Below are 19,522 nucleotides of genomic sequence, written 5' to 3'. Positions count from 1 at the left end.
GTGCCGTGCCCCGGTTCAGCGTCATCGTGCCCGCGTACAAGGTCCAGGCGTACCTCCAGGAGAGTCTGGACTCGGTCCTGACGCAGTCGTACCCGGATCTGGAGCTGATCGCGGTCGACGACGCGTCCCCGGACGCCTGCGGCTCGATCATCGACGAGTACGCGGCCCGCGACCCCCGGGTCACCGCGGTGCACCTGGCGCACAACCTCGGGCTGGGCCCGGCCCGCAACGCGGGCCTGGCCCGGGCCACGGGCGACTACCTGGTCTTCCTCGACGGCGACGACACCCTGGCCCCGGGCGCCCTGCAGGCCGTCACCGACCGGCTCAAGGCCACCGGCTCCCCCGATGTCCTGGTCTACGACTACGCGCGCACCTTCTGGACCGGCGAACTGGTGCGCAACCGCCTCTCGCACCGGCTGTCCGAGGAGGGCCCGGCCAGCTTCCGCCTCGCCGACCGTCCGACCCTGCTCGGCATGCTGATGGTGGTGTGGAACAAGGCCTACCGCCGCGAGTACGTGGAGCGCGAGGGCTTCACCTTCCCGCCCGGCTTGTACGAGGACACCCCCTGGACCTACCCGGCGCTGCTGGCCGCGGAGTCCGTCGCCGTCCTGGACCGGGTCTGCGTGCACTACCGCCAGCGGCGCACGGGGTCGATCCTGACCACCTGCAGCCGCCGCCACCTGGACATCTTCGACCAGTACGACCGGGTCTTCGGCTACCTCGCCGGCCGTCCCGAGCTGGAGCGCTGGCGCCCCGCCGTGCACCGGCGGATGGCCGAGCACTTCTGCGCCCTGTACGCCGACCCGCGCCGGCTCCCGCGCGCGAGCCGGCCCGAGTTCTTCGGCCGGGCCTGCGCCCTGCTGCGCCGCCACCGGGCCCCGGGCGGCGCGAGCGCGCTGCCGCTTCCCCTGTCCCGGACCGACCGCGTGCGGCACACCCTGATGCGGCTGGGCACCCGGCGCACGTACCGGCTGCTGTCGGTCCTGCGCTCGGCGGCGCCGGCGGCGGGGCGCGGCGGCTCGGCCCTCTGGCGGGGGCTGCGCGAGACCGCTCTGCGCCTCCACTACCGGATCCAGCGGCTCCTGCCCCTGCGCCCGGAGCTGGCGGTCTTCTCCGCGTACTGGCACGGCGGTTACGCCTGCAACCCGGCGGCGATCGAGGCGAAGCTGCGGGAGCTGGCGCCCCGGATGCGGACGGCGTGGATCTGCGACCCGGCGCACGCGGCGACCCTGCCGCGTCAGACGGCGGCGCTGCGCCCGGGCTCGGCGGCGTACTGGTCGGCCCTCGCCAGGGCCACGTACCTGGTCACGAACGTCAACTTCGAGCGCAGTCTGGTCAAGCGCCCCGGCCAGATCCTGGTCCAGACCCAGCACGGGACCCCGCTCAAGCGGGTCGGCCTCGATCTCCAGGACCGGCCGGCGGCCACCCCGACCACGGACTTCGCGGGCCTGCTGCGGGGCGCCGACCAGTGGGACTACCTGCTCTCCGCGAACCGGCACTCCACGCTGGTCTGGGAGAAGGCCGTGCCGTCCTCCTACACCACGCTCGAATACGGCTACCCGCGCAACGACGTGTTCCACCGCGCCACCCAGGCGGACGTCCTCGACCTCCGCGAGCGGCTCGGTATCGCGCCGGGCTCGACGGCGGTCCTGTACGCGCCCACGCACCGCGACTACCGGCGCAGCCGGCCGGACCACCTGGACTTCGAGCGGGTGCTGCGCGATCTCGGGCCGCGCTTCACGCTGCTGGTGCGCACGCACCTGACGTACGCGGACGCCCCGGCGGCCGCCCGCGACCCGCACCCCCGCCTGATCGACGTCTCCTCGTACCCCTCGGTGGAGGAACTCTGCCTGGCCTCGGACGCGTTGGTGACGGACTACTCGTCCCTGATGTTCGACTACGCGGCGCTGGACCGGCCGATCGTGATCCACGCGGACGACTGGGAGGCGTACGAGGCCGCCCGCGGCACCTACTTCGACCTCCGCTCCTGCCCTCCGGGGGCGATCGCCCGCACGGAGGACGAGCTCGTGGACATCTTCGCCACCGGCCACTGGCAGGGCTCGCGCTCCGCCCAGCTGCGGTCCGCCTTCCGCACCCGCTTCTGCGCGTACGACGACGGGCACGCGGCCGAGCGCGTCGTGCGCCATGTCTTCCTGGGCCAGTCCGCCCCGCTCCCGCCGGTCGTCCCCCTGGGGGACCGCCGCCCCACCCCCGCGGCGCCGGCCCCGACCCCGGCCCTGGCCCCGGTCCGGCCGTAACGGCCGCGGGCCACCTGTTGGGCCGACTGCCGGGGCAGCTGCCGGGGCGCAGGCGTCAGGCGGCCCGCAGGCCCGCGACGACCGAGCGGGCCAGCTCGTCCAGGTAGCCGGCGGGGAAGGCGTCGCGGACGACCACCTGCCGCCAGTACAGCGGCCCGATCGCCAGATCGAGCGCCCGCCCCGGGTCGATGCCCTCCGGCAGCTCGCCCCGCGCGACCGCGCCGGAGACGATCCCCTCCGCCATCCGCCGCTGCCCGTCCAGCAGCGCGCCGCGCACCGCGTCCGCGATCTCGGGATTGCGCGCCGCCTCGACCAGCAGGTCGGGGATCACCGCCGAGGCCACCGGGTGCCGCAGCACGTGGGACATGACCTCCAGCAGGGCCCGTACGTCCCCGTACAGCGACCCCGTCTCCGGCACCGGCAGGCCGTCGGCCGCGAAGGCGCCCACCAGGTCCAGGACCAGGTGCAGCTTCGACTTCCACCGCCGGTAGACCGCGGTCTTCCCGACCCCGGCCCGCCGTGCGATGCCCTCGATGGACATCCGGGAGAAGCCGACCGCGGCCAGTTCCTCGATCACCGCCTCCCGGATCGCCTCGGTCACGTCCTCGCGCAGGACGGCGGCCCCGGCGGGGGCACGGCGGGCGGGGGTGGCGGCGGCAGGCTCCGTGGTCATGCACACAGCATAGCTTTGCGCGTCACGACGATACGGTTGCGTTCCGACGCGTCGCAGCCTAATCTCACCGTAGCGACGATACGGACCCGTCCCATCGCCACCCGCCCCGACCCCGGCGAAAGCGACCCTTGTGACCACCGCGACCGCAACCAAGACCTCACCCGCTCCCGCGACCCCCGCGGAGCTGGCAGCCGCCCACGGCCTGACCCTCAGCGGCGCCCGCCCCACGCTCCCCCGCTACATCGCGCAGCTCTGGGGCCGCCGCCACTTCGTCACCGCCTACGCGACGGCCCGCATGCAGGCCACGTACAGCACGGCGAAGCTCGGCCAGGTCTGGCACCTGGTGACCCCGCTGCTCAATGCGGCGGTCTACTACTTCATCTTCGGCATCGTCATGCAGGCCAGCCACGACGTGCCCGACTACGTGCCGTTCCTGATCACCGGCGTCTTCGTCTGGGACTTCATCGGCAGCTCCATCAACGCCGGCACCCGCGCCGTCCACAGCAACCTCGGCCTGGTCCGCGCCCTGCACTTCCCCCGCGCGAGCCTGCCCCTGTCCACCGTCATCCAGCTCTTCCAGCAGCTGCTCGTCACCATGGGCGCCCTGGTCGTCCTGCTGCTCGCCTTCGGCCAGACACCCGCCCTGTCCTGGTTCCTGGCCGTCCCGGCCCTCCTGCTGACGGCCCTCTTCGCCGCCGGCTGCGCGATGGTGCTGGCCCGCATCGGCAGCAAGAACCCGGACGTCAGCCAGCTGATGCCGTTCATCCTGCGCACCTGGATGTACTCATCGGGCGTCATGTGGTCCATCGACTCGATGCTCAAGACCGACCACCTGCCGCACTGGGTGTCGATGATGCTGGGGCTCAACCCGGCGGCCGTCTACATCGACCTGATGCGCTTCGCACTGATCGACAGCTTCGAGGCGCACTCGCTCCCGCACCACGTGTGGCCGATCTCCATCGGCTGGGCCCTGCTCGCCGGCGTCGGCGGATTCATCTACTTCTGGAAGGCTGAGGAGGAGTACGGCCGTGGCTGACACCGCAACCAAGACCCGCGTCCCCACGGTGATCGCGGACGAGGTCCACGTCGTCTACAAGGTCCACGCGGGCGGCCGCAAGGGCGGCGCCACCGCCGCGCTCAGCCGGATCTTCTCCCGCAAGCCCGCCCCCGGCGTGCGCGAGGTGCACGCCGTCAAGGGCGTCAGCTTCACCGCGTACAAGGGCGAGGCCATCGGCCTCATCGGCTCCAACGGCTCGGGCAAGTCCACCCTGCTCAAAGCCATCGCCGGCCTCCAGCCGGTGGCCCGCGGCGCGGTCTACTCGCACGGCCAGCCCTCGCTCCTCGGCGTGAACGCGGCCCTGATGAACGACCTGACCGGCGAACGCAACGTCATCCTCGGCGGCCTCGCGATGGGCATGTCCAGGCAGCAGGTCCACGAGCGCTACCAGGACATCGTCGACTTCTCCGGCATCAACGAGAAGGGCGACTTCATCTCCCTGCCCATGCGTACGTACTCCTCCGGCATGGGCGCCCGGCTGCGGTTCTCCATCGCCGCCGCCAAGGACCACGACGTGCTGATGATCGACGAGGCCCTGGCCACGGGCGACGCCGCCTTCCAGCGGCGCAGCCAGGCCCGCATCGAGGAACTCCGCGAGCGCGCGGGCACCGTCTTCCTCGTCAGCCACGGCATCAACACGGTCCGCGAGACCTGCGACCGCGCGATCTGGCTGGAGTCGGGCGTCCTGCGCATGGACGGCCCCTCCGCCGAGGTCTGCGACGCGTACGAGGCCTTCACCAGGGGCTAGGGGACACCCGCCACGCACAAGGCGGCCGCGCAAGCCGAAGGCCCCGGCCCCGGAGTGATCCGGGGGCCGGGGCCTTGTGCTCAGCGGGTTCAGCTGTGCGCGCGCAGCAGGCTGCGCATCGTCCGCATCGCCACCGACAGGTTCGCCAGGTCGAAGTCGTCCGAGCCCCGGATCTCGTCCAGGGTCGTCCGGGCCCGCCCGATGATCGCCGCGTTCTTCTCCTCCCACGCCTGGAAGCGCTCCTCGGGAGTCGAGCTGCCGTCGCCCACCGACAGCACGTCGGCGGTCAGGGCCGCGTGCGCCGCGAACAGGTCCTCGCGGATGGAGGCGCGGGCCATGGACTGCCAGCGGTCGGCCCGCGGCAGCTCGATGATCCGGTCCATCAGCTGGGTGATGTCGAGGCGGTCGGCGAGGTCGTAGTAGACCTCGGCGACGTCCAGCGGAGCCACACCGGTGCGGTCCGCGGTCGCGACGACGTCGAGCGTCGGGAAGGCCGAGGAGAAGCCGGCGACCTTGGCCGCCAGTTCCTCCGGGACACCCTCGCCCGTCAGCTCGTCCATGATCGACTGGTACCACTCCAGGTCGGCACCGCGCAGCAGCTTCGGCAGCTCGGTCCAGACGTTCCCGACCCGCTCCGCGAAGAAGTCGATGGTCTCGGTGATCTGGAGCGGCTGCGGCCGGTTGTTCAGCAGCCAGCGCGTACCGCGCTCGACCAGGCGCCGCGAGTGCAGCCGGATCCGGGTCTGGACGGCGGCCGCGACCTTGTTGTCGAGGGCCTCGACCGAGTCCCACACCTCGGCCAGGCCGAAGATCTCGCGGGCCGCGAGCTGCGCCCGGACGATCTCCTCCGTGGAGGCGCCGGTCTCCTCGCGCAGGCGGTGCAGGAAGGTCGAACCACCCGTGTTGACCGTGTCGTTGACCAGGAGCGTGGTGATGATCTCCCGACGCAGCGCGTGCCCGTCGACCTGCTCGGGGAACTTCTCGCGCAGGGCGGCCGGGAAGTAGGCGAAGAGCAGGCGGCGCAGGTACGGGTCGTCCGGCAGCCCGGTGGCGATCAGCTCGTCCGCCACCGTGATCTTGGTGTAGGCGAACAGGACGGCCAGCTCCGGCTGGGTAAGGCCCCTGCCGTTGCTGAGCAGTTCACGGATCTGCCGGTCGGTGGGCAGGAACTCCAGCTCCCGGTTGAGCAGCCCCGCGCCCTCCAGGCGGCGCATGAAGCGCTGCTGCGCGTGGAGCAGGCTGGCGGCCTGCGCCGCGCCGTTCGCGAGCGCCGTGTTCTGCGCGTAGTTGTTGCGCAGCACCAGACCGCCGACCTCGTCGGTCATCTCGGCGAGCAGCTTGTTGCGCTGCTTGACGGTCATGTCGCCGTCCGCGACGACCGCGTTGAGCAGGATCTTGATGTTCACCTCGTGGTCGGAGGTGTCCACGCCCGCGCTGTTGTCGATGGCGTCGGTGTTGATCTTGCCGCCCTCGCCGTCGGCGCCGGAGCGGGCGAACTCGATCCGGCCGAGCTGGGTCAGACCCAGGTTGCCGCCCTCGCCGATGACCTTGGCCCGTACGTCGGAGCCGTTGACGCGGATGGCGTCGTTGGCCTTGTCGCCGACGTCCGCGTGCGTCTCGGCCGTGGCCTTGACGTACGTACCGATGCCGCCGTTCCACACCAGGTCCACGGGGGCCTTGAGGATCGCCTGCATCAGCTCGGCCGGGGTCATCTTGGTGATGCCCGCCTCGATGCCGAGGGCCGCGCGCATCGGCGCGGTGACCGGGACGGCCTTCGCGGAACGCGGGTGGATGCCGCCGCCCGCCGAGATCAGCGAGGTGTCGTAGTCGGCCCACGAGGAACGCGGCAGCTCGAACAGGCGGCGGCGCTCGGCGTAGGAGGTGGCCGCGTCCGGGTCCGGGTCGATGAAGATGTGCCGGTGGTCGAAGGCCGCGACCAGGCGGATGTGCTCGGAGAGCAGCATGCCGTTGCCGAAGACGTCGCCGGACATGTCGCCGACGCCGACGACGGTGAAGTCCTGCGTCTGGGTGTCGTGGCCCAGCTCGCGGAAGTGCCGCTTGACCGACTCCCACGCACCGCGGGCGGTGATGCCCATGCCCTTGTGGTCGTAACCGGCCGAGCCGCCGGAGGCGAAGGCGTCGCCGAGCCAGAAGTTGTACGAGACGGCGACCTCGTTGGCGATGTCCGAGAACGTCGCGGTGCCCTTGTCGGCGGCGACGACGAGGTACGTGTCGTCCCCGTCGTGGCGGACCACGTCCTGCGGCGGCACGACCTCGCCCGCCACCAGGTTGTCGGTGATGTCGAGCAGCGCCGAGATGAAGGTGCGGTAGCAGGCGATGCCCTCGGCGAGCCATGCGTCACGGTCCACGGACGGGTCCGGGAGCTGCTTGGCGACGAAGCCGCCCTTGGCGCCGACCGGCACGATCACCGTGTTCTTCACCATCTGCGCCTTGACCAGGCCGAGGATCTCCGTGCGGAAGTCCTCACGCCGGTCGGACCAGCGCAGACCACCGCGCGCGACCTTGCCGAAGCGCAGGTGCACGCCCTCGACCCGCGGCGAGTACACCCAGATCTCGTACGCCGGGCGGGGCGCCGGTAGGTCCGGGATGGCCTGGGGATCGAACTTCATCGACACGTAGTCGTGCCACTCGAAGCCCCGGGCCTCCTGGAAGAAGTTGGTCCGCAGCGTCGCCTTGATGAGGGTGAGGAAGGCCCGCAGGATCCGGTCCTCGTCGAGCGAGGCGACCTGGTCCAGTGCCCCGTCCAGCTCCTCCAGCATGGCGTCGATGAGCTCGGTCCCGGCGGTCTGCCGTGCGGGCGACATCCGGGCCTCGAACAGCGAGACCAGTAGCCGGGTGGTGTGGACGTTGTTGCGGAGGGTGTCCTCCATGTAGTCCTGGCTGAAGGTGGAGCCCGCCTGGCGCAGGTACTTGGCGTACGCGCGCAGGACCACGGCCTGCCGCCAGGTCAGCCCGGCGCTCAGCACCAGGGTGTTGAAGTTGTCGTTCTCCGCCTTGCCGGTCCATACGGCCGCGAAGGCCTCCTGGAAGCGCTCACGGGCGTCGTCGCCGGCGTAGTTGGACGTCGCCGCGCCGTCGCCGGTACCGGCGACGGGCATCCGCAGACCGAAGTCGTAGATCCAGGCGCTGACCCGGTCGGTGCGGCGCAGCTCGTACGGGCGCTCGTCGGTGACCTCGACGCCCAGGCGCTGCAGCACCGGCAGGACCGCGGAGAGCGAGACCTGCTCGCCGGTGCGGTAGATCTTGAAGCGGCGCTCGCCGGGGGCCGCGCCGACCGGCTCGTACAGCGAGAGCGCGAACGGGCGGTCGCTGGCGGAGAGCCGCTCCAGGTGGCAGAGGTCGGCGACGGCGGCGCGCGGCGAGTGGTCGGCCTTGTAGCCCTCGGGGAACGAGGTGCCGTACTTGCGCAGCAGCTCGGCGGCGCGCTCCTCTCCGAGCTCGGCGACCAGGGCCTCGCCGAAGCCGTCGGCCCAGGAGCGGGCGGCGTCGACCAGACGGCCCTCGATGCGCTCGACGTCGGAGTCGGTGAGGACGGGCAGTTCCTTGCCCTGCGGGACGCGGACGACGAAGTGGATGCGCGAGAGGATCGACTCGGTGTTCCAGGCCGTGAAGTCGACGCTGATGCCGCCCAGCTCCTCCTTCAGGATGTCCATCAGGCGCAGCCGGACGCCGGTGGTGAAGCGGTCCCGCGGCAGGTAGACGAGCGCCGAGTAGTAGCGGCCGTACTCGTCCTGGCGCAGGTACAGCCGCAGCCGGCGGCGTTCCTGGAGGTACAGGACGGAGGTGACGATCGACTGGAGCTGGTCGACGGGCGTCTGGAACAGCTCGTCGCGCGGGTACGTCTCCAGGATCTGCAGCAGGTCGCGGCCGTCGTGGCTGGACGGCGCGAAACCGGCCCGCTCCAGGACCTCGGCGACCTTGCGGCGGACGACCGGGACGCGGCGCACGGACTCGGTGTACGCGGCGGAGGAGAACAGGCCGAGGAAGCGGCGCTCGCCGACGACGTTGCCGTCGGCGTCGAACTTCTTGACGCCCACGTAGTCGAGGTACGAGGGGCGGTGCACGGTGGAGCGGCTGTTGGCCTTGGTCAGCACCAGCAGGCGGTGCTCGCGGGCCTTGGCGCGCGCGTCGGCGGGCAGCCGGTTGAAGGACGGCGAGACGGGGTGGCCGTCGTCCTTGCCGCTGTGGTGCGGGTCGGAGCGCAGGATGCCGAGGCCGGTGCCGGGGACGGCCGCGAGGGCGTCGCCGTCGACGAGGTTGTACTCGCGGTAGCCGAGGAAGGTGAAGTGGTCGTCGGAGAGCCAGCGCAGCAGCTCGCGGGCCTCTTCGAGCTCGTACTCGCGCAGGTCCGGGGCGGTCGGCTCGTCGGGCAGGCCTTCGGCGATGCGCAGCGCGGCGTCGCGCATCTTCTCCCAGTCCTCGACGGACTCACGCACGTCGGACAGGATGCGCAGCAGATCGCCGTTGATCTGCTTGAGGTCGGCGCGGTCGGTCTCGCGGTCGATCTCGACGTGGATCCAGGACTCCACGAGGGAGTCGTGGGGGCGCGCGGTACGGGGACCGTGCGCGTCGCAGTCGGGACCGAGGATCTCGATCAGCTTGCCGGTGACGTCACGGCGGACGACGACCTGCGGGTGGATCACGACGTGGATGCCGCGGCCCTGGCGGGACAGCTCGTTGGTGACGGAGTCGACCAGGAAGGGCATGTCGTCCGTGACGACCTCGACGACGGAGTGGCTGGAGGTCCAGCCGTTCTCCTCGACGGTGGGCGTGTGCACGCGCACGCTCGCGGTGCCCTGCGGGCGGTTCTCCGCCAGCCGGTAGTGCGAGAGCGCCGCACCGAACACGTCGACCGGGTCCCGGTCCAACAGGTCCTCGGGGGCGGTGTGCAGGTAGTAGCGCTGGAGGTAGGCGAGCACTGTGTCCCGGTCGGGATGCTCCCCCTGCTCGGACCCAGTCGGAAGTAGCCCCCCGGCCGGGCTGTTCTCAGCTACCCGGGCCGCCCGCGCGAGCAGCTCGGCCTTTGCTTCGTCCAGCTTGGTCTGCATGTCCTCTGGCTCCTGTCGCGCGCCATTGCGTGACGTAGATGAAGGAAGGAAAGGCGTAGCGCCGCGAGGCGGGATGTCCGTCCGGGATCGACGCTATGCCGTCGAGAAGGCCGGCCGGGAGGGAATCAGCCATGATCGGCGAGAGGTCCCGGCGGCGGAAATCAGCGAAGGCCCGGGCACGGTTGTGCGCCGGGCGCAGGCCGGAGGCTCCAGTGCCCCCGATGACTATCGCGCTGATCACGGGTACAAGGCTATCTCGCCCCACCCCCAGGTCGTCATGCACTGCTTCTGTACAAATCTTGGGGTAGAACTTTGACACTCTGGCCAGCGACGGGACGAGCAGTCCGTGCACTGGCGTGTCCAGTCCCTATTCGGACAGCTCGCGAGCTGCCCGAACGGCGTCTGCCAGGGTGTCGACGACGGGGACACCGGCTGATTCGAGACTGCTGCGGCTGTGCGAGCCGCCCGTGTAGAGCACGGCCCGGGCGCCGACGTGGGCCGCGGCGAGCGCGTCGTCCACGGCGTCTCCGATGAGGACCGTACGTTCTGCGGTCACACCCGTCCCGTCCATGGCGGCCAGGTGGCGTACGAGATGCCCTGCCTTGCTGGTGTGGGAGGGACCGGTCCGCCCGTCGACGCGCAGGAAGTGCCCCTCGATGCCGTGGAACCGTACCAGCGGCACGAGCTTGTCGTGGGGCGCCAGGGAGAGCAGCGACTGGGTGAGCCCGCCCCGCTGCCAGTCCCGGAGCAACTCCCGGGCTCCCTCGGCGAGCCCGGCGTCCTCGGCGGCGACCCAGTAGTGCCGGTGGAACGTGTCGTCCATGACCAGCCACTCCTCCTCGGTGGGCAGCCGGCCCATGAGGCGCTCGTAGAACTTGGGCACCGGTACGACGTACAGCTCGCGGTAGGTCTCCAGGGTGATCGGCGGGAAGCCGAACTCGGCGAAGGAGGCATTGGTCGCGGCTATCACGGCGTCGATGTCGTGGAGGAGGGTGCCGTTCCAGTCCCAGACTATGTGCGTCACTTGAGCAGCCCCGGAATCTCCTGCACGCCGAACCACAGCAGCTCGTGGTCCTCGGCGCCGTCGACGGTGAACTGCGCGTCGTCGTCCCCGGCGTCGGCCGCGTCGACGGCGGCCGCGGCGGCGGCCACGTCCTCTTCGGCGTCGTCGGCGTCGACGTGCACGGCGGCGGCCACGGTGAGCCGTACGGAGTCGGCGAGGGCGACCTGGCCGAGGGCGGCCTCGTCGACCCCGGGCGTGACGGTGGCGGCCTTGTCGGCGACGTCCAGGGCGACGACGACCCGCCTGCGCGGGGCCGCCGGGTCGGCGGCGATCAGCCGCAGGGAGGCGGCGGCGGCGCGGCTGAGGGCCGCGTACTCCAGCTCCTCGATGTCGTCCGACACGTACCACTCGCGCAGGCCGGGCGTGACGGCGTACGCACGCAGCGGGGCGGGGCCCAGCTCACCCGCCTTGTGCGCCTCGGCGAGCCCGGGGAGGGTCAGGGGGACGTACACGCGCATGGCCGGCTGCTTTCGGTAGTCGGAAACGTCCTCAGGATACGACCGCCCGCGCCGCCACCGGGAGACGGACGGCCGGCCCCGGGGGCCTTCCCGGCTTCGGGTGGCTGCGCCCGGACTCGGTCCGGTGGTGGGGAGTCCCCTCCGGGTGACGGCCTTCGTCCCCCTTCGGGGTGCCGCAGCGGGACCCGCGGCCGTCCACCCCGGTCCTTCCGGGCCTGCCGCCGCGGCCTCGGCGGCAGCGCCGGGCACTCGGATAGGTGAACGGGCCCGGTCGGGGGCGGGGGTGATCGGACGGTTGCGGAGCGTGTTCGCCGACCGTAGAAGATCCCCATCAAGTTACCGCCCGGTACCGCTCCGGGCCCGGCCTGTACGGGGGCAGATCGCGATGGACACCACGATGCGCGGCACGATCGGCGGCGAGGCGGCACGCCGCCGGACCGGCGGCCAGTCGTCCCGGACCCGGCCGGCCGGGCGGTCGGACACCCGGCGCCCGGCGGCCCCGCCGCGGGCCCTGCGGCTCGGCCCGCACCACTGGTTCGCCGAACGCCTCCTGGCGGTCGTCAGCGGCCTGCGGCCGGTCCATTCGCTCCTCGGCCACACCGTCGGCCCGGCCTACCAGCAGTTGGTCACCCTCGCTCCCTGCGGCCCCTCCCCTCGCCCTTCGGGCCGGGGAGGGGCCGGGCAGGGCCGCCCGCGCCCGGTCGTCCGCCGGTGCGGTCGCTTCACCCCGGGCCCCGGCGTCATCGAGGCCTTCGCCCGCATCGCCACCGGCGACCGCATGACGGCGATGGCCTTCCGCCTGGAACAGGGCCCGGACCTGCGCTGGCGCTGCGCGGCGATCGAGATCCAGGGCCCGCGCCCCTGATCCCCAAGAGGCGGCCCTCGACGCCCGAGGCCGGGACACCAGCACCGGCACCGGCACCGGCACCGGCACCGGCACAACGCGGCCGGGGCCGGACACCACGTACGGTGTCCGGCCCCGGCCGGTGACTCGACCCCAGCGAGCGGGGCTACTTCTTGCGGCGACGCCCGCCGGCGGCCTTCTGGGCCTTGCGGCGCTCCGCCCGCGTCATCCCGTCACCGTCACCGGCGCCGTCGGACTCGAAGTCGCCCTCGACCACACCGCCCTCACCGTCGACGGTCGGCGCCGAGAAGTGCAGCCGGTCCGGCCGCTGCGGAGCGTCCAGCCCCTTCGCCCGGATCTCCGGACGGGCCATCGCACCCGCCGGTTCCTTCGTCAGCGACGGCGCCGCGTCCTGCACCGGAACCTCCTCGACCTGCTGCTCGACCTGGACCTCCAGGTTGAACAGGTAGCCGACGGACTCCTCCTTGATGCCGTCCTGCATGGCGTTGAACATGTCGAAGCCCTCGCGCTGGTACTCGACCAGCGGGTCCTTCTGGGCCATCGCCCGCAGGCCGATGCCCTCCTGCAGGTAGTCCATCTCGTACAGGTGCTCACGCCACTTGCGGTCCAGCACCGACAGCACCACGCGCCGCTCCAGCTCGCGCATGATGTCGGAACCGAGCGTCTTCTCACGCGCCGAGTACTGCTCGTGGATGTCGTCCTTGATGGACTCCGCGATGAACTCGGCGGTGATGCCCGCCCGGTCGCCCGCGGCCTCCTCCAGCTCATCGATGGTGACCTTCACCGGGTAGAGCTGCTTGAAGGCGCCCCACAGGCGCTCCAGGTCCCACTCCTCGGCGAAGCCCTCGACCGTCTCGGCCGCGATGTACGCGTCGATCGTGTCGTCCATCATGAAGCGGACCTGCTCCTGGAGGTCCTCGCCCTCCAGGACACGGCGGCGCTCGCGGTAGATGACCTCACGCTGGCTGTTGAGGACCTCGTCGTACTTCAGGACGTTCTTGCGCGTCTCGAAGTTCTGGGTCTCCACCTGCGACTGGGCCGACGCGATCGCGCGCGTCACCATCTTGTTCTCGATCGGCACGTCGTCCGGCACGTTGGCCATCGCCATGACGCGCTCGACCATCTGCGCCTTGAACAGGCGCATCAGGTCGTCGCCCAGCGACAGGTAGAAGCGGGACTCGCCCGGGTCGCCCTGTCGGCCGGAGCGGCCGCGCAGCTGGTTGTCGATACGGCGCGACTCGTGACGCTCGGTGCCCAGCACGTACAACCCGCCGAGCTCCTTGACCTCCTCGAACTCGGCCTTCACGGCCGCCTCGGCCCTGGTGAGCGCCTCGGGCAGGGCGTGCGCCCACTCCTCGATGTGCTCCTCCGGGTCAAGGCCGCGCTGGCGCAGCTCGGCCTCGGCGAGGTCGTCCGGGTTGCCGCCGAGCTTGATGTCGGTACCACGGCCGGCCATGTTCGTGGCGACGGTGACGGCGCCCCGGCGGCCGGCCTGGGCGACGATCGTCGCCTCACGGTCGTGCTGCTTGGCGTTGAGCACCTCGTGCGGGATGCCACGCTTGGACAGCTGCTGGGAGAGGTACTCGGACTTCTCGACCGACGTCGTACCGACGAGGATCGGCTGGCCCTTCTCGTGCTTCTCCGCGATGTCGTCGACGACGGCGGCGAACTTCGCGACCTCGGTCCGGTAGATCAGGTCCGGCTGGTCCTTGCGGACCATGTCGCGGTTGGTCGGGATCGGGACGACACCGAGCTTGTAGATCTGGTGGAACTCGGCGGCCTCGGTCATGGCCGTACCGGTCATGCCCGACAGCTTCGAGTAGAGGCGGAAGAAGTTCTGCAGGGTGATCGTCGCGAGGGTCTGGTTCTCGTCCTTGATGTCCACCCCTTCCTTCGCCTCGATCGCCTGGTGCATGCCCTCGTTGTAGCGGCGGCCGGCGAGGATACGGCCGGTGTGCTCGTCGACGATCATGACTTCGCCGTCGAGGACGACGTAGTCCTTGTCCTTCTTGAACAGTTCCTTCGCCTTGATGGCGTTGTTCAGGTAGCCGACGAGCGGGGTGTTCACCGACTCGTAGAGGTTCTCGATGCCGAGCCAGTCCTCGACCTTGGCGACACCGGCCTCGTGGATGGCGACGGTGCGCTTCTTCTCGTCGACCTCGTAGTCGCCGGTCTCCTCGATGCCCTTCAGCGGCTGGCCGGGCTCGCCCTTCTTCAGGCGGGTGACCAGCTTCGCGAAGTCGCCGTACCACTTCGTGGCCTGGTCGGCGGGACCGGAGATGATCAGCGGGGTACGGGCCTCGTCGACGAGGATCGAGTCGACCTCGTCGACCACGGCGAAGTTGTGGCCGCGCTGGACGAGCTCGTCCTGGGACCACGCCATGTTGTCGCGCAGGTAGTCGAAGCCGAACTCGTTGTTCGTGCCGTACGTGATGTCGCAGTTGTACTGCTCGCGACGCTGCGCCGGCGACATGTTCGCCAGGATGCAGCCGACCTCCAGGCCGAGGAACTTGTGCACCCGGCCCATCAGCTCGGAGTCGCGCTCGGCGAGGTAGTCGTTCACCGTGATCAGGTGGACGCCCTTGCCGGACAGCGCGTTCAGGTACGCGGGCAGGGTGCCGACGAGGGTCTTGCCCTCACCGGTCTTCATCTCGGCCACATAGCCGAGGTGCAGCGCCGCGCCGCCCATGATCTGGACGTCGTAGTGACGCTGGCCGAGGACGCGCTTGGCGGCCTCGCGCACCGTCGCGAAGGCCTCGGGCAGCAGGTCGTCCAGGCTCTCGCCGTCCTGGAAACGCTGCTTGTACTCGTCCGTGAGCGCCCGCAACTCGGCGTCGGAGAGGTTGACGAAGTCCTCTTCGATGGAGTTGACCTGGTCCGCGATGCGGTGCAGTTTGCGCAGGATCTTGCCTTCGCCTGCACGCATGAGCTTGTTGAAGACGGACACCGAGGTTTGTCTCCTTGCCGGTCGGGCCTGGGCACTGTACGTACACGGGCACGGCAGGTGGGCCCCACCGTAACGGCCATCGTAAGCGAGGACGTGGTCGCGCCGGGAGGTCCGCCGTAGCCGCGAGGGCGCGGGTGCCCGTATTGAGAACGTACGGGTGACACGGAAGGTGCCGCTTCCTCCCCGAGATTCCCGAAAAGTGTTCGCCCGGCGAAGCGCGATGGCAGCAGAATCCGTTCATGGAGCCCACCACACTGACCACCGACCGGCTCGTACTGAGGCCGTTCGCCCCCTCCGACGAGGACGAGGTGTACGCGGCCGCCCAGGACCCGGACATCCAGCGCTGGACCATGGTCCCCTCCCCCTACGAGCGCGTGCACGCCCGCAGCTTCGTCTGCGAGCTGGTGCCGGGCGGCTGGCGCGACGACACCGGCTACTCCTTCGCCGTCCGCCTCGGCCCCGGCGGCCCGCTGGTCGCCGCCGTCGGCGTCCACGTGCACGAGGTCTTCGGGACGAACTCGTACGAGATCGGCTACTGGGCGACCAAGGAGCACCGCGGGCACGGCTACATGACCGAGGCCGTCATCGCCGTCGCCCGCTGGGCCTTCACCCAGCTGGGCGCCGTACGCCTGGAGTGGCGCGCCGAGGTCGGCAACGACGGCTCGCGGGCCGTCGCCGAGAAGGCGGGCTTCCGCATGGAAGGGCTCCTGCGGGCATCCCTGCACCGCGCCGGCTCCGTGCACGACTCCTGGGTGGGCGCTCTGCTGCCCTCCGACCTCGGCCTGACCCCCGCGGTCCCCTACCTGCCGTCGGCCGCCGGCTAGCCGCTCGGCACAATCCGGTCCATGGAGCCGATCACGCTGACCACCGAACGCCTCGTGCTGCGCCCCCACACCCCCGGGGACGCGGCCGAGGTGCACGCCGCCTGCCAGGACCCCGAGATCCAGCGCTGGATCTCGGTGCCCGTCCCGTACGAGCCCGCGCACGCGGAGGAGTACGTGACGCAGAGCGTCCCGGCCGGGTGGCGCGAGGACACCGCGTACAACTTCGCCGTCCGGCTCGGGGCGGACGGCCCGCTCGTCGCCACGCTCGCCGTGCACCGGACGGGTGCGCACACCCACGAGATCGGGTACTGGACCGTCGCCGGTCACCGGGGCCGCGGCTACATGACCGAGGCCCTGCGGGCCGCCGTCCGCTGGGCGTTCACCGAGGCGGGCGTCGTACGGCTGGTCTGGCGCGCCGGGGTCGGCAACGACGGCTCCCGCGCCGTCGCCGAGCGGGCGGGTTTCCTGATCGAGGGCGTCCAGCGCGCCGGCATGGAACACGGCGGCGCGCTGCTGGACTGCTGGGCCGGCGCGCTGCTCCCGTCCGACCTGGGCCTGCCCTCCCGCCTCCCGTACGAGCCCGCTGTCAGTGGCGCCGCCTAGGCTCCGGCGCATGACGATCCTGCCGCCGCCGACCGTGTCCCTCTCCGCCGACGAGGCCCGCCGGATCGCCCTGCGCGCGCAGGGCTTCCTCGGGGCGCCCGACCGCCGCGGCGGGGTCCGCGGCGTCCTGCGCCACCTGGGCGCCGTACAGCTGGACACGATCTCGGTCCTGGCCCGCTCGCACGAACTGATCCCGTACGCCCGCCTGGGCGCCGTCGGCCGCAGCACGGTGGAGCAGGCCTACTGGTCCGACCGCCACGCCTTCGAGTACTGGTCGCACGCGGCCTGCATCCTCCCCATCGAGGAATGGCCGCATTTCGCCTTCCGCCGCCGGGCCAACCGGGCGCGCGGCCACCGCTGGCACATCCTCCAGGACAAGCAGCACTCGACGCGCGCGGTCCTGGACCGGCTCCGGGCCGACGGCCCGCTGACCTCGACCGAGCTGGGCGGCGCCAAGAACGGCGGCGAGTGGTTCGAGTGGTCCGAGACCAAGATCGCCGTGGAGTGGCTGCTCGACACCGGCGAGGTGGTGTGCAGCCAGCGCCGGGGCTGGAAGCGGGTGTACGACCTCCCCGAGCGCGCCGTCCCCGACGCACTGCTCCACGACGACCTGGACGACCGCGAGTGCGTGCGCCGCCTGGTCGCCCTCGCCGGCCGGTCACTGGGCCTGGGCACCCGCGCCGACATCGCGGACTACCACCGGCTCAAGGGCGAACAGGTCGACGCGGTGATCGCGGACTCCGGGCTGGTACCCGTCTCGGTGGAGGGCTGGGCGAAGCAGGCGTGGGCGGACCCCGCGGCCCTCGCGACGGCCCCCAGGGGCCGCCACCGCACGACGCTGCTCTCCCCCTTCGACTCGCTGGTCTGGGACCGCCCCCGCACGGAGCGGATCTTCGGCTTCACGCACCGCCTGGAGGCGTACGTCCCCAAGCCGAAGCGGATACACGGGTACTTCGCCATGCCGCTGCTCGCGGGTGGCCTGCTCCAGGGCCGCGTGGACCCGGGCCGCGAGGGCAAGACCCTGGTCGCCCGCCAGCTCTCCCTGACGTCGCCGAAGGCCGCCCGCCCGATGGCGCAGGCCCTGCGGGAGGCGGCGGAGTGGGTCGGCTGCGACGCGGTCCGCGTCGAGCGCGCCCAGAGCCCCCAGGAGGCCGCCGCCGTCGTGGCGGAGCTGGCGGCACTGCCGGGCTAGCCGGGCTGACCGGCCTGGCAGGCCCGGCCGGCACGGCAGGCCGACGCGGCAGGTCTGGAACGGAGGCGGCTAGCGGATTTCGAGGATCTTCTCGCGCATCGCGTAGACCACGGCCTCCATCCGGGAGTGCAGCTGCAGCTTCTCCAGGATGTTGCGGACGTGGTTCTTCACCGTGTTCTCGGAGATGAACAACTGCTTGGCGATGTCACGGTTGTTCATGCCGGTGGCCACCAGCTTCAGGACCTCCAGCTCCCGGTCCGTCAGCCTCGGCGCCGGCACCAGCCGCCGCTCGTCGGTCCGCTGGATCATCGACTTGAACTCGGTGAGCAGCTTCGACGCCATCGACGGGCTGATCTGCGACTGGCCGTCCGCCACCGCCCGGATCGCCGTGGCCACCTCGTCCGTCGAGATCTCCTTCAGGAGGTACCCGGTCGCACCCGCCTTGATCGCGTCGTAGAGGTCAGCCTCCTCGTCGCTGATCGTCAGCATGATGATCTTCGCGGAGGGTGCCACCTCCTTGATCGAGGTGCACGCCTCGATCCCGCCGCGCCTGGGCATCCGTACGTCCATCAGCACGATGTCCGGCAGCAGGTCGGCCGCCTTGTCCACGGCCTCCGCGCCGTCCCCCGCCTCACCGACGACCTGGATGTCCTCCTCCTGCGCGAGGACGATTTCCAGCCCTCGCCGGAACAGCGCGTGGTCGTCGACCACGAGCACCCGGATGGGCTCCCCGGCCGGCGAGCCGGCGAGCTCCGCCGGCGCGTCCGCCGCACGGCAGCCCGCACCGTCGTCACCGCGCGCCGGCCCGAAGCTGTCCGCCATCGTTCCTCCCCCTGCCCCTGCATGTGCCGAACTGCTGGGCCAACCGGACAGGCTCCGCCGCCGGTTGACTGCCCGCCATGATTCCATGCCCGCGGCACGGCGCGGGGGGCCGACGATGGCTGCCCGGCGCATACGCGCCACACGGGAGGCCCGCACACGAGGCCCCCGTGGGACGCCGGAGCGTCCCACGGGGGGCGATGAATGATGTGCTCAGCCGCCGAGCGCGCCCCCGGCACCACCGCGGGGCTGCTCCGAGCTGGAGGCCCCGTCGGGGTTCACATGGATCACGCCGTAGTCGTACGCGTGACGTCGGTAGACGACACTGGGCAGCTTCGACTCGGAGTCGACGAACAGATAGAAGTCGTGGCCGACCAGTTCCATTTCGTACAGTGCCTGGTCGAGCGACATGGGTGCGGCCGAGTGGGTCTTCTCGCGGACGATGAGCGGGCCTTCGCCCTGAACCTCCAGCGATCCGATCCGGGTGGTCGGGATCGCGTCCGCCTTCTCCGCGCTGACCGGCTCGCCGTTCCCGTTCAGGGTGGCGGCGTCCGGCACCACGTCGGCGACCTCCGCCGCCGAGAGCCGACCGCTGCCGCGGCGGGTGTGGCGCTTGTCGTGCTGCTTGCGCAGCCGGGCCTCCAGCTTGTCCTGAGCCAGGTCCAACGCCGCGTACGCGTCTGCGGCGGCGGCCTCGGCACGGATCACCGGGCCCCGCGAATGCAAGGTGATCTCCACGCGGTCGGAACGGTCGGCCTGGCGCGGGTTGTGCTCCTTGGACACCTCGACGTCCAAGCTGATCACCTTGGCGTCGAGCTTCTGGATCCGCTCCGGATTCAGCTTCTCGGCCACGTGCTTGCGGAACCGGTCGGGCACCTCGGTCTTGCGGCCCTTGACGACGATGTCCACGCAGAACTCCGTTCCCGGATAGCTCCGCCCGACAGGG

14 protein-coding genes are annotated in these 19,522 nt (G+C 71.2%); 7 read left to right on the top strand and 7 right to left on the bottom strand.

Translation table 11 applies throughout. The features are described from left to right. Window positions 1–5 precede the first annotated feature (5 nt). Window positions 6–2,258, top strand: coding sequence for a CDP-glycerol glycerophosphotransferase family protein (locus tag ACFYOB_RS27680; RefSeq protein WP_388563918.1), 2,253 nt, complete (start codon window positions 6–8; stop codon window positions 2,256–2,258). A 55-nt stretch (window positions 2,259–2,313) separates the two neighbouring features. Here the strand turns inward: ACFYOB_RS27680 and ACFYOB_RS27675 are convergent, their stop codons facing one another. Then, entirely contained in the window at window positions 2,314–2,931 is a 618-nt protein-coding gene (locus ACFYOB_RS27675; protein WP_388563916.1) for a TetR/AcrR family transcriptional regulator, read from the bottom strand. Between the two features lie 130 nt (window positions 2,932–3,061). Here ACFYOB_RS27675 and ACFYOB_RS27670 point away from each other — a divergent pair, with 130 nt between their 5' ends. Both ACFYOB_RS27670 and ACFYOB_RS27665 read left to right on the top strand, forming a co-directional pair. Next, the gene (locus ACFYOB_RS27670; RefSeq protein WP_388563914.1) at window positions 3,062–3,967 is read left to right on the top strand and encodes an ABC transporter permease; all 906 of its coding nucleotides are present in this window, start codon (window positions 3,062–3,064) and stop codon (window positions 3,965–3,967) included. After that, window positions 3,960–4,736, top strand: a complete 777-nt coding sequence (locus ACFYOB_RS27665; protein WP_388563912.1) for an ABC transporter ATP-binding protein — start codon at window positions 3,960–3,962, stop codon at window positions 4,734–4,736. The genes ACFYOB_RS27670 and ACFYOB_RS27665 overlap by 8 nt, the downstream gene beginning before the upstream one ends. A gap of 89 nt (window positions 4,737–4,825) precedes the next feature. Here the strand turns inward: ACFYOB_RS27665 and ACFYOB_RS27660 are convergent, their stop codons facing one another. The 3 genes from ACFYOB_RS27660 to ACFYOB_RS27650 all read right to left on the bottom strand — a co-directional run bounded on the left by ACFYOB_RS27660 (window position 4,826) and on the right by ACFYOB_RS27650 (window position 11,326). After that, window positions 4,826–9,805: an NAD-glutamate dehydrogenase gene (locus ACFYOB_RS27660; protein ID WP_388563910.1), complete on the bottom strand. Its 4,980-nt coding sequence runs from the start codon at window positions 9,803–9,805 to the stop codon at window positions 4,826–4,828. 367 nt (window positions 9,806–10,172) lie between these two features. Further along, entirely contained in the window at window positions 10,173–10,829 is a 657-nt protein-coding gene (locus tag ACFYOB_RS27655) for an HAD family hydrolase (protein WP_388563908.1), read from the bottom strand. After that, window positions 10,826–11,326, bottom strand: coding sequence for a DUF6912 family protein (locus tag ACFYOB_RS27650; RefSeq protein ID WP_388563906.1), 501 nt, complete (start codon window positions 11,324–11,326; stop codon window positions 10,826–10,828). Before ACFYOB_RS27650 ends, ACFYOB_RS27655 begins: the two co-directional genes overlap by 4 nt. A gap of 397 nt (window positions 11,327–11,723) precedes the next feature. Here ACFYOB_RS27650 and ACFYOB_RS27645 point away from each other — a divergent pair, with 397 nt between their 5' ends. After that, window positions 11,724–12,191: an Rv3235 family protein gene (locus ACFYOB_RS27645; RefSeq protein ID WP_388564118.1), complete on the top strand. Its 468-nt coding sequence runs from the start codon at window positions 11,724–11,726 to the stop codon at window positions 12,189–12,191. A gap of 145 nt (window positions 12,192–12,336) precedes the next feature. Here the strand turns inward: ACFYOB_RS27645 and secA are convergent, their stop codons facing one another. Next, complete coding sequence (secA, locus tag ACFYOB_RS27640; protein WP_388563904.1) at window positions 12,337–15,138, bottom strand: preprotein translocase subunit SecA; 2,802 nt, start codon at window positions 15,136–15,138, stop codon at window positions 12,337–12,339. A gap of 239 nt (window positions 15,139–15,377) precedes the next feature. On the opposite strand from secA, the gene ACFYOB_RS27635 reads away from it, so the two are divergent. The 3 genes from ACFYOB_RS27635 to ACFYOB_RS27625 are packed head-to-tail and all read left to right on the top strand — an operon-like array spanning window position 15,378 to window position 17,757. Then, window positions 15,378–15,962: a GNAT family N-acetyltransferase gene (locus tag ACFYOB_RS27635; protein ID WP_388563902.1), complete on the top strand. Its 585-nt coding sequence runs from the start codon at window positions 15,378–15,380 to the stop codon at window positions 15,960–15,962. Between the two features lie 21 nt (window positions 15,963–15,983). Further along, the gene (locus tag ACFYOB_RS27630; protein WP_388563900.1) at window positions 15,984–16,565 is read left to right on the top strand and encodes a GNAT family N-acetyltransferase; all 582 of its coding nucleotides are present in this window, start codon (window positions 15,984–15,986) and stop codon (window positions 16,563–16,565) included. Window positions 16,566–16,575: 10 nt separating this feature from the next. Further along, on the top strand, window positions 16,576–17,757 hold the full coding sequence (locus ACFYOB_RS27625; RefSeq protein WP_388563898.1) for a winged helix-turn-helix domain-containing protein: 1,182 nt from the start codon (window positions 16,576–16,578) through the stop codon (window positions 17,755–17,757). A 69-nt stretch (window positions 17,758–17,826) separates the two neighbouring features. On the opposite strand, the gene ACFYOB_RS27620 is transcribed toward ACFYOB_RS27625, so the two are convergent. After that, a complete protein-coding gene (locus ACFYOB_RS27620) occupies window positions 17,827–18,579 on the bottom strand; it encodes a response regulator (protein WP_388563896.1) in 753 nt (250 codons plus the stop codon). Between the two features lie 210 nt (window positions 18,580–18,789). Next, complete coding sequence (hpf, locus tag ACFYOB_RS27615) at window positions 18,790–19,485, bottom strand: ribosome hibernation-promoting factor, HPF/YfiA family (RefSeq protein ID WP_388563894.1); 696 nt, start codon at window positions 19,483–19,485, stop codon at window positions 18,790–18,792. Window positions 19,486–19,522 lie beyond the last annotated feature (37 nt).

It is taken from the genome of Streptomyces sp. NPDC006463 (genome assembly GCF_042870715.1).
GTDB lineage: Bacteria > Actinomycetota > Actinomycetes > Streptomycetales > Streptomycetaceae > Streptomyces.
Note: the sequence above shows the minus strand (reverse complement) of the source record. Positions and strands in the feature narration are given on the sequence as shown.

Coding starts and splice junctions, on each gene's coding strand:
- ACFYOB_RS27660 (WP_388563910.1), bottom strand. CDS start 9,805: ATGCAGACCAAGCTGGACGAAGCAAAGGCCGAGCTGCTCGCGCGGGCG.
- ACFYOB_RS27650 (WP_388563906.1), bottom strand. CDS start 11,326: ATGCGCGTGTACGTCCCCCTGACCCTCCCCGGGCTCGCCGAGGCGCAC.
- ACFYOB_RS27630 (WP_388563900.1), top strand. CDS start 15,984: ATGGAGCCGATCACGCTGACCACCGAACGCCTCGTGCTGCGCCCCCAC.
- ACFYOB_RS27675 (WP_388563916.1), bottom strand. CDS start 2,931: ATGACCACGGAGCCTGCCGCCGCCACCCCCGCCCGCCGTGCCCCCGCC.
- ACFYOB_RS27635 (WP_388563902.1), top strand. CDS start 15,378: ATGGAGCCCACCACACTGACCACCGACCGGCTCGTACTGAGGCCGTTC.
- ACFYOB_RS27625 (WP_388563898.1), top strand. CDS start 16,576: ATGACGATCCTGCCGCCGCCGACCGTGTCCCTCTCCGCCGACGAGGCC.
- ACFYOB_RS27645 (WP_388564118.1), top strand. CDS start 11,724: ATGCGCGGCACGATCGGCGGCGAGGCGGCACGCCGCCGGACCGGCGGC.
- ACFYOB_RS27620 (WP_388563896.1), bottom strand. CDS start 18,579: ATGGCGGACAGCTTCGGGCCGGCGCGCGGTGACGACGGTGCGGGCTGC.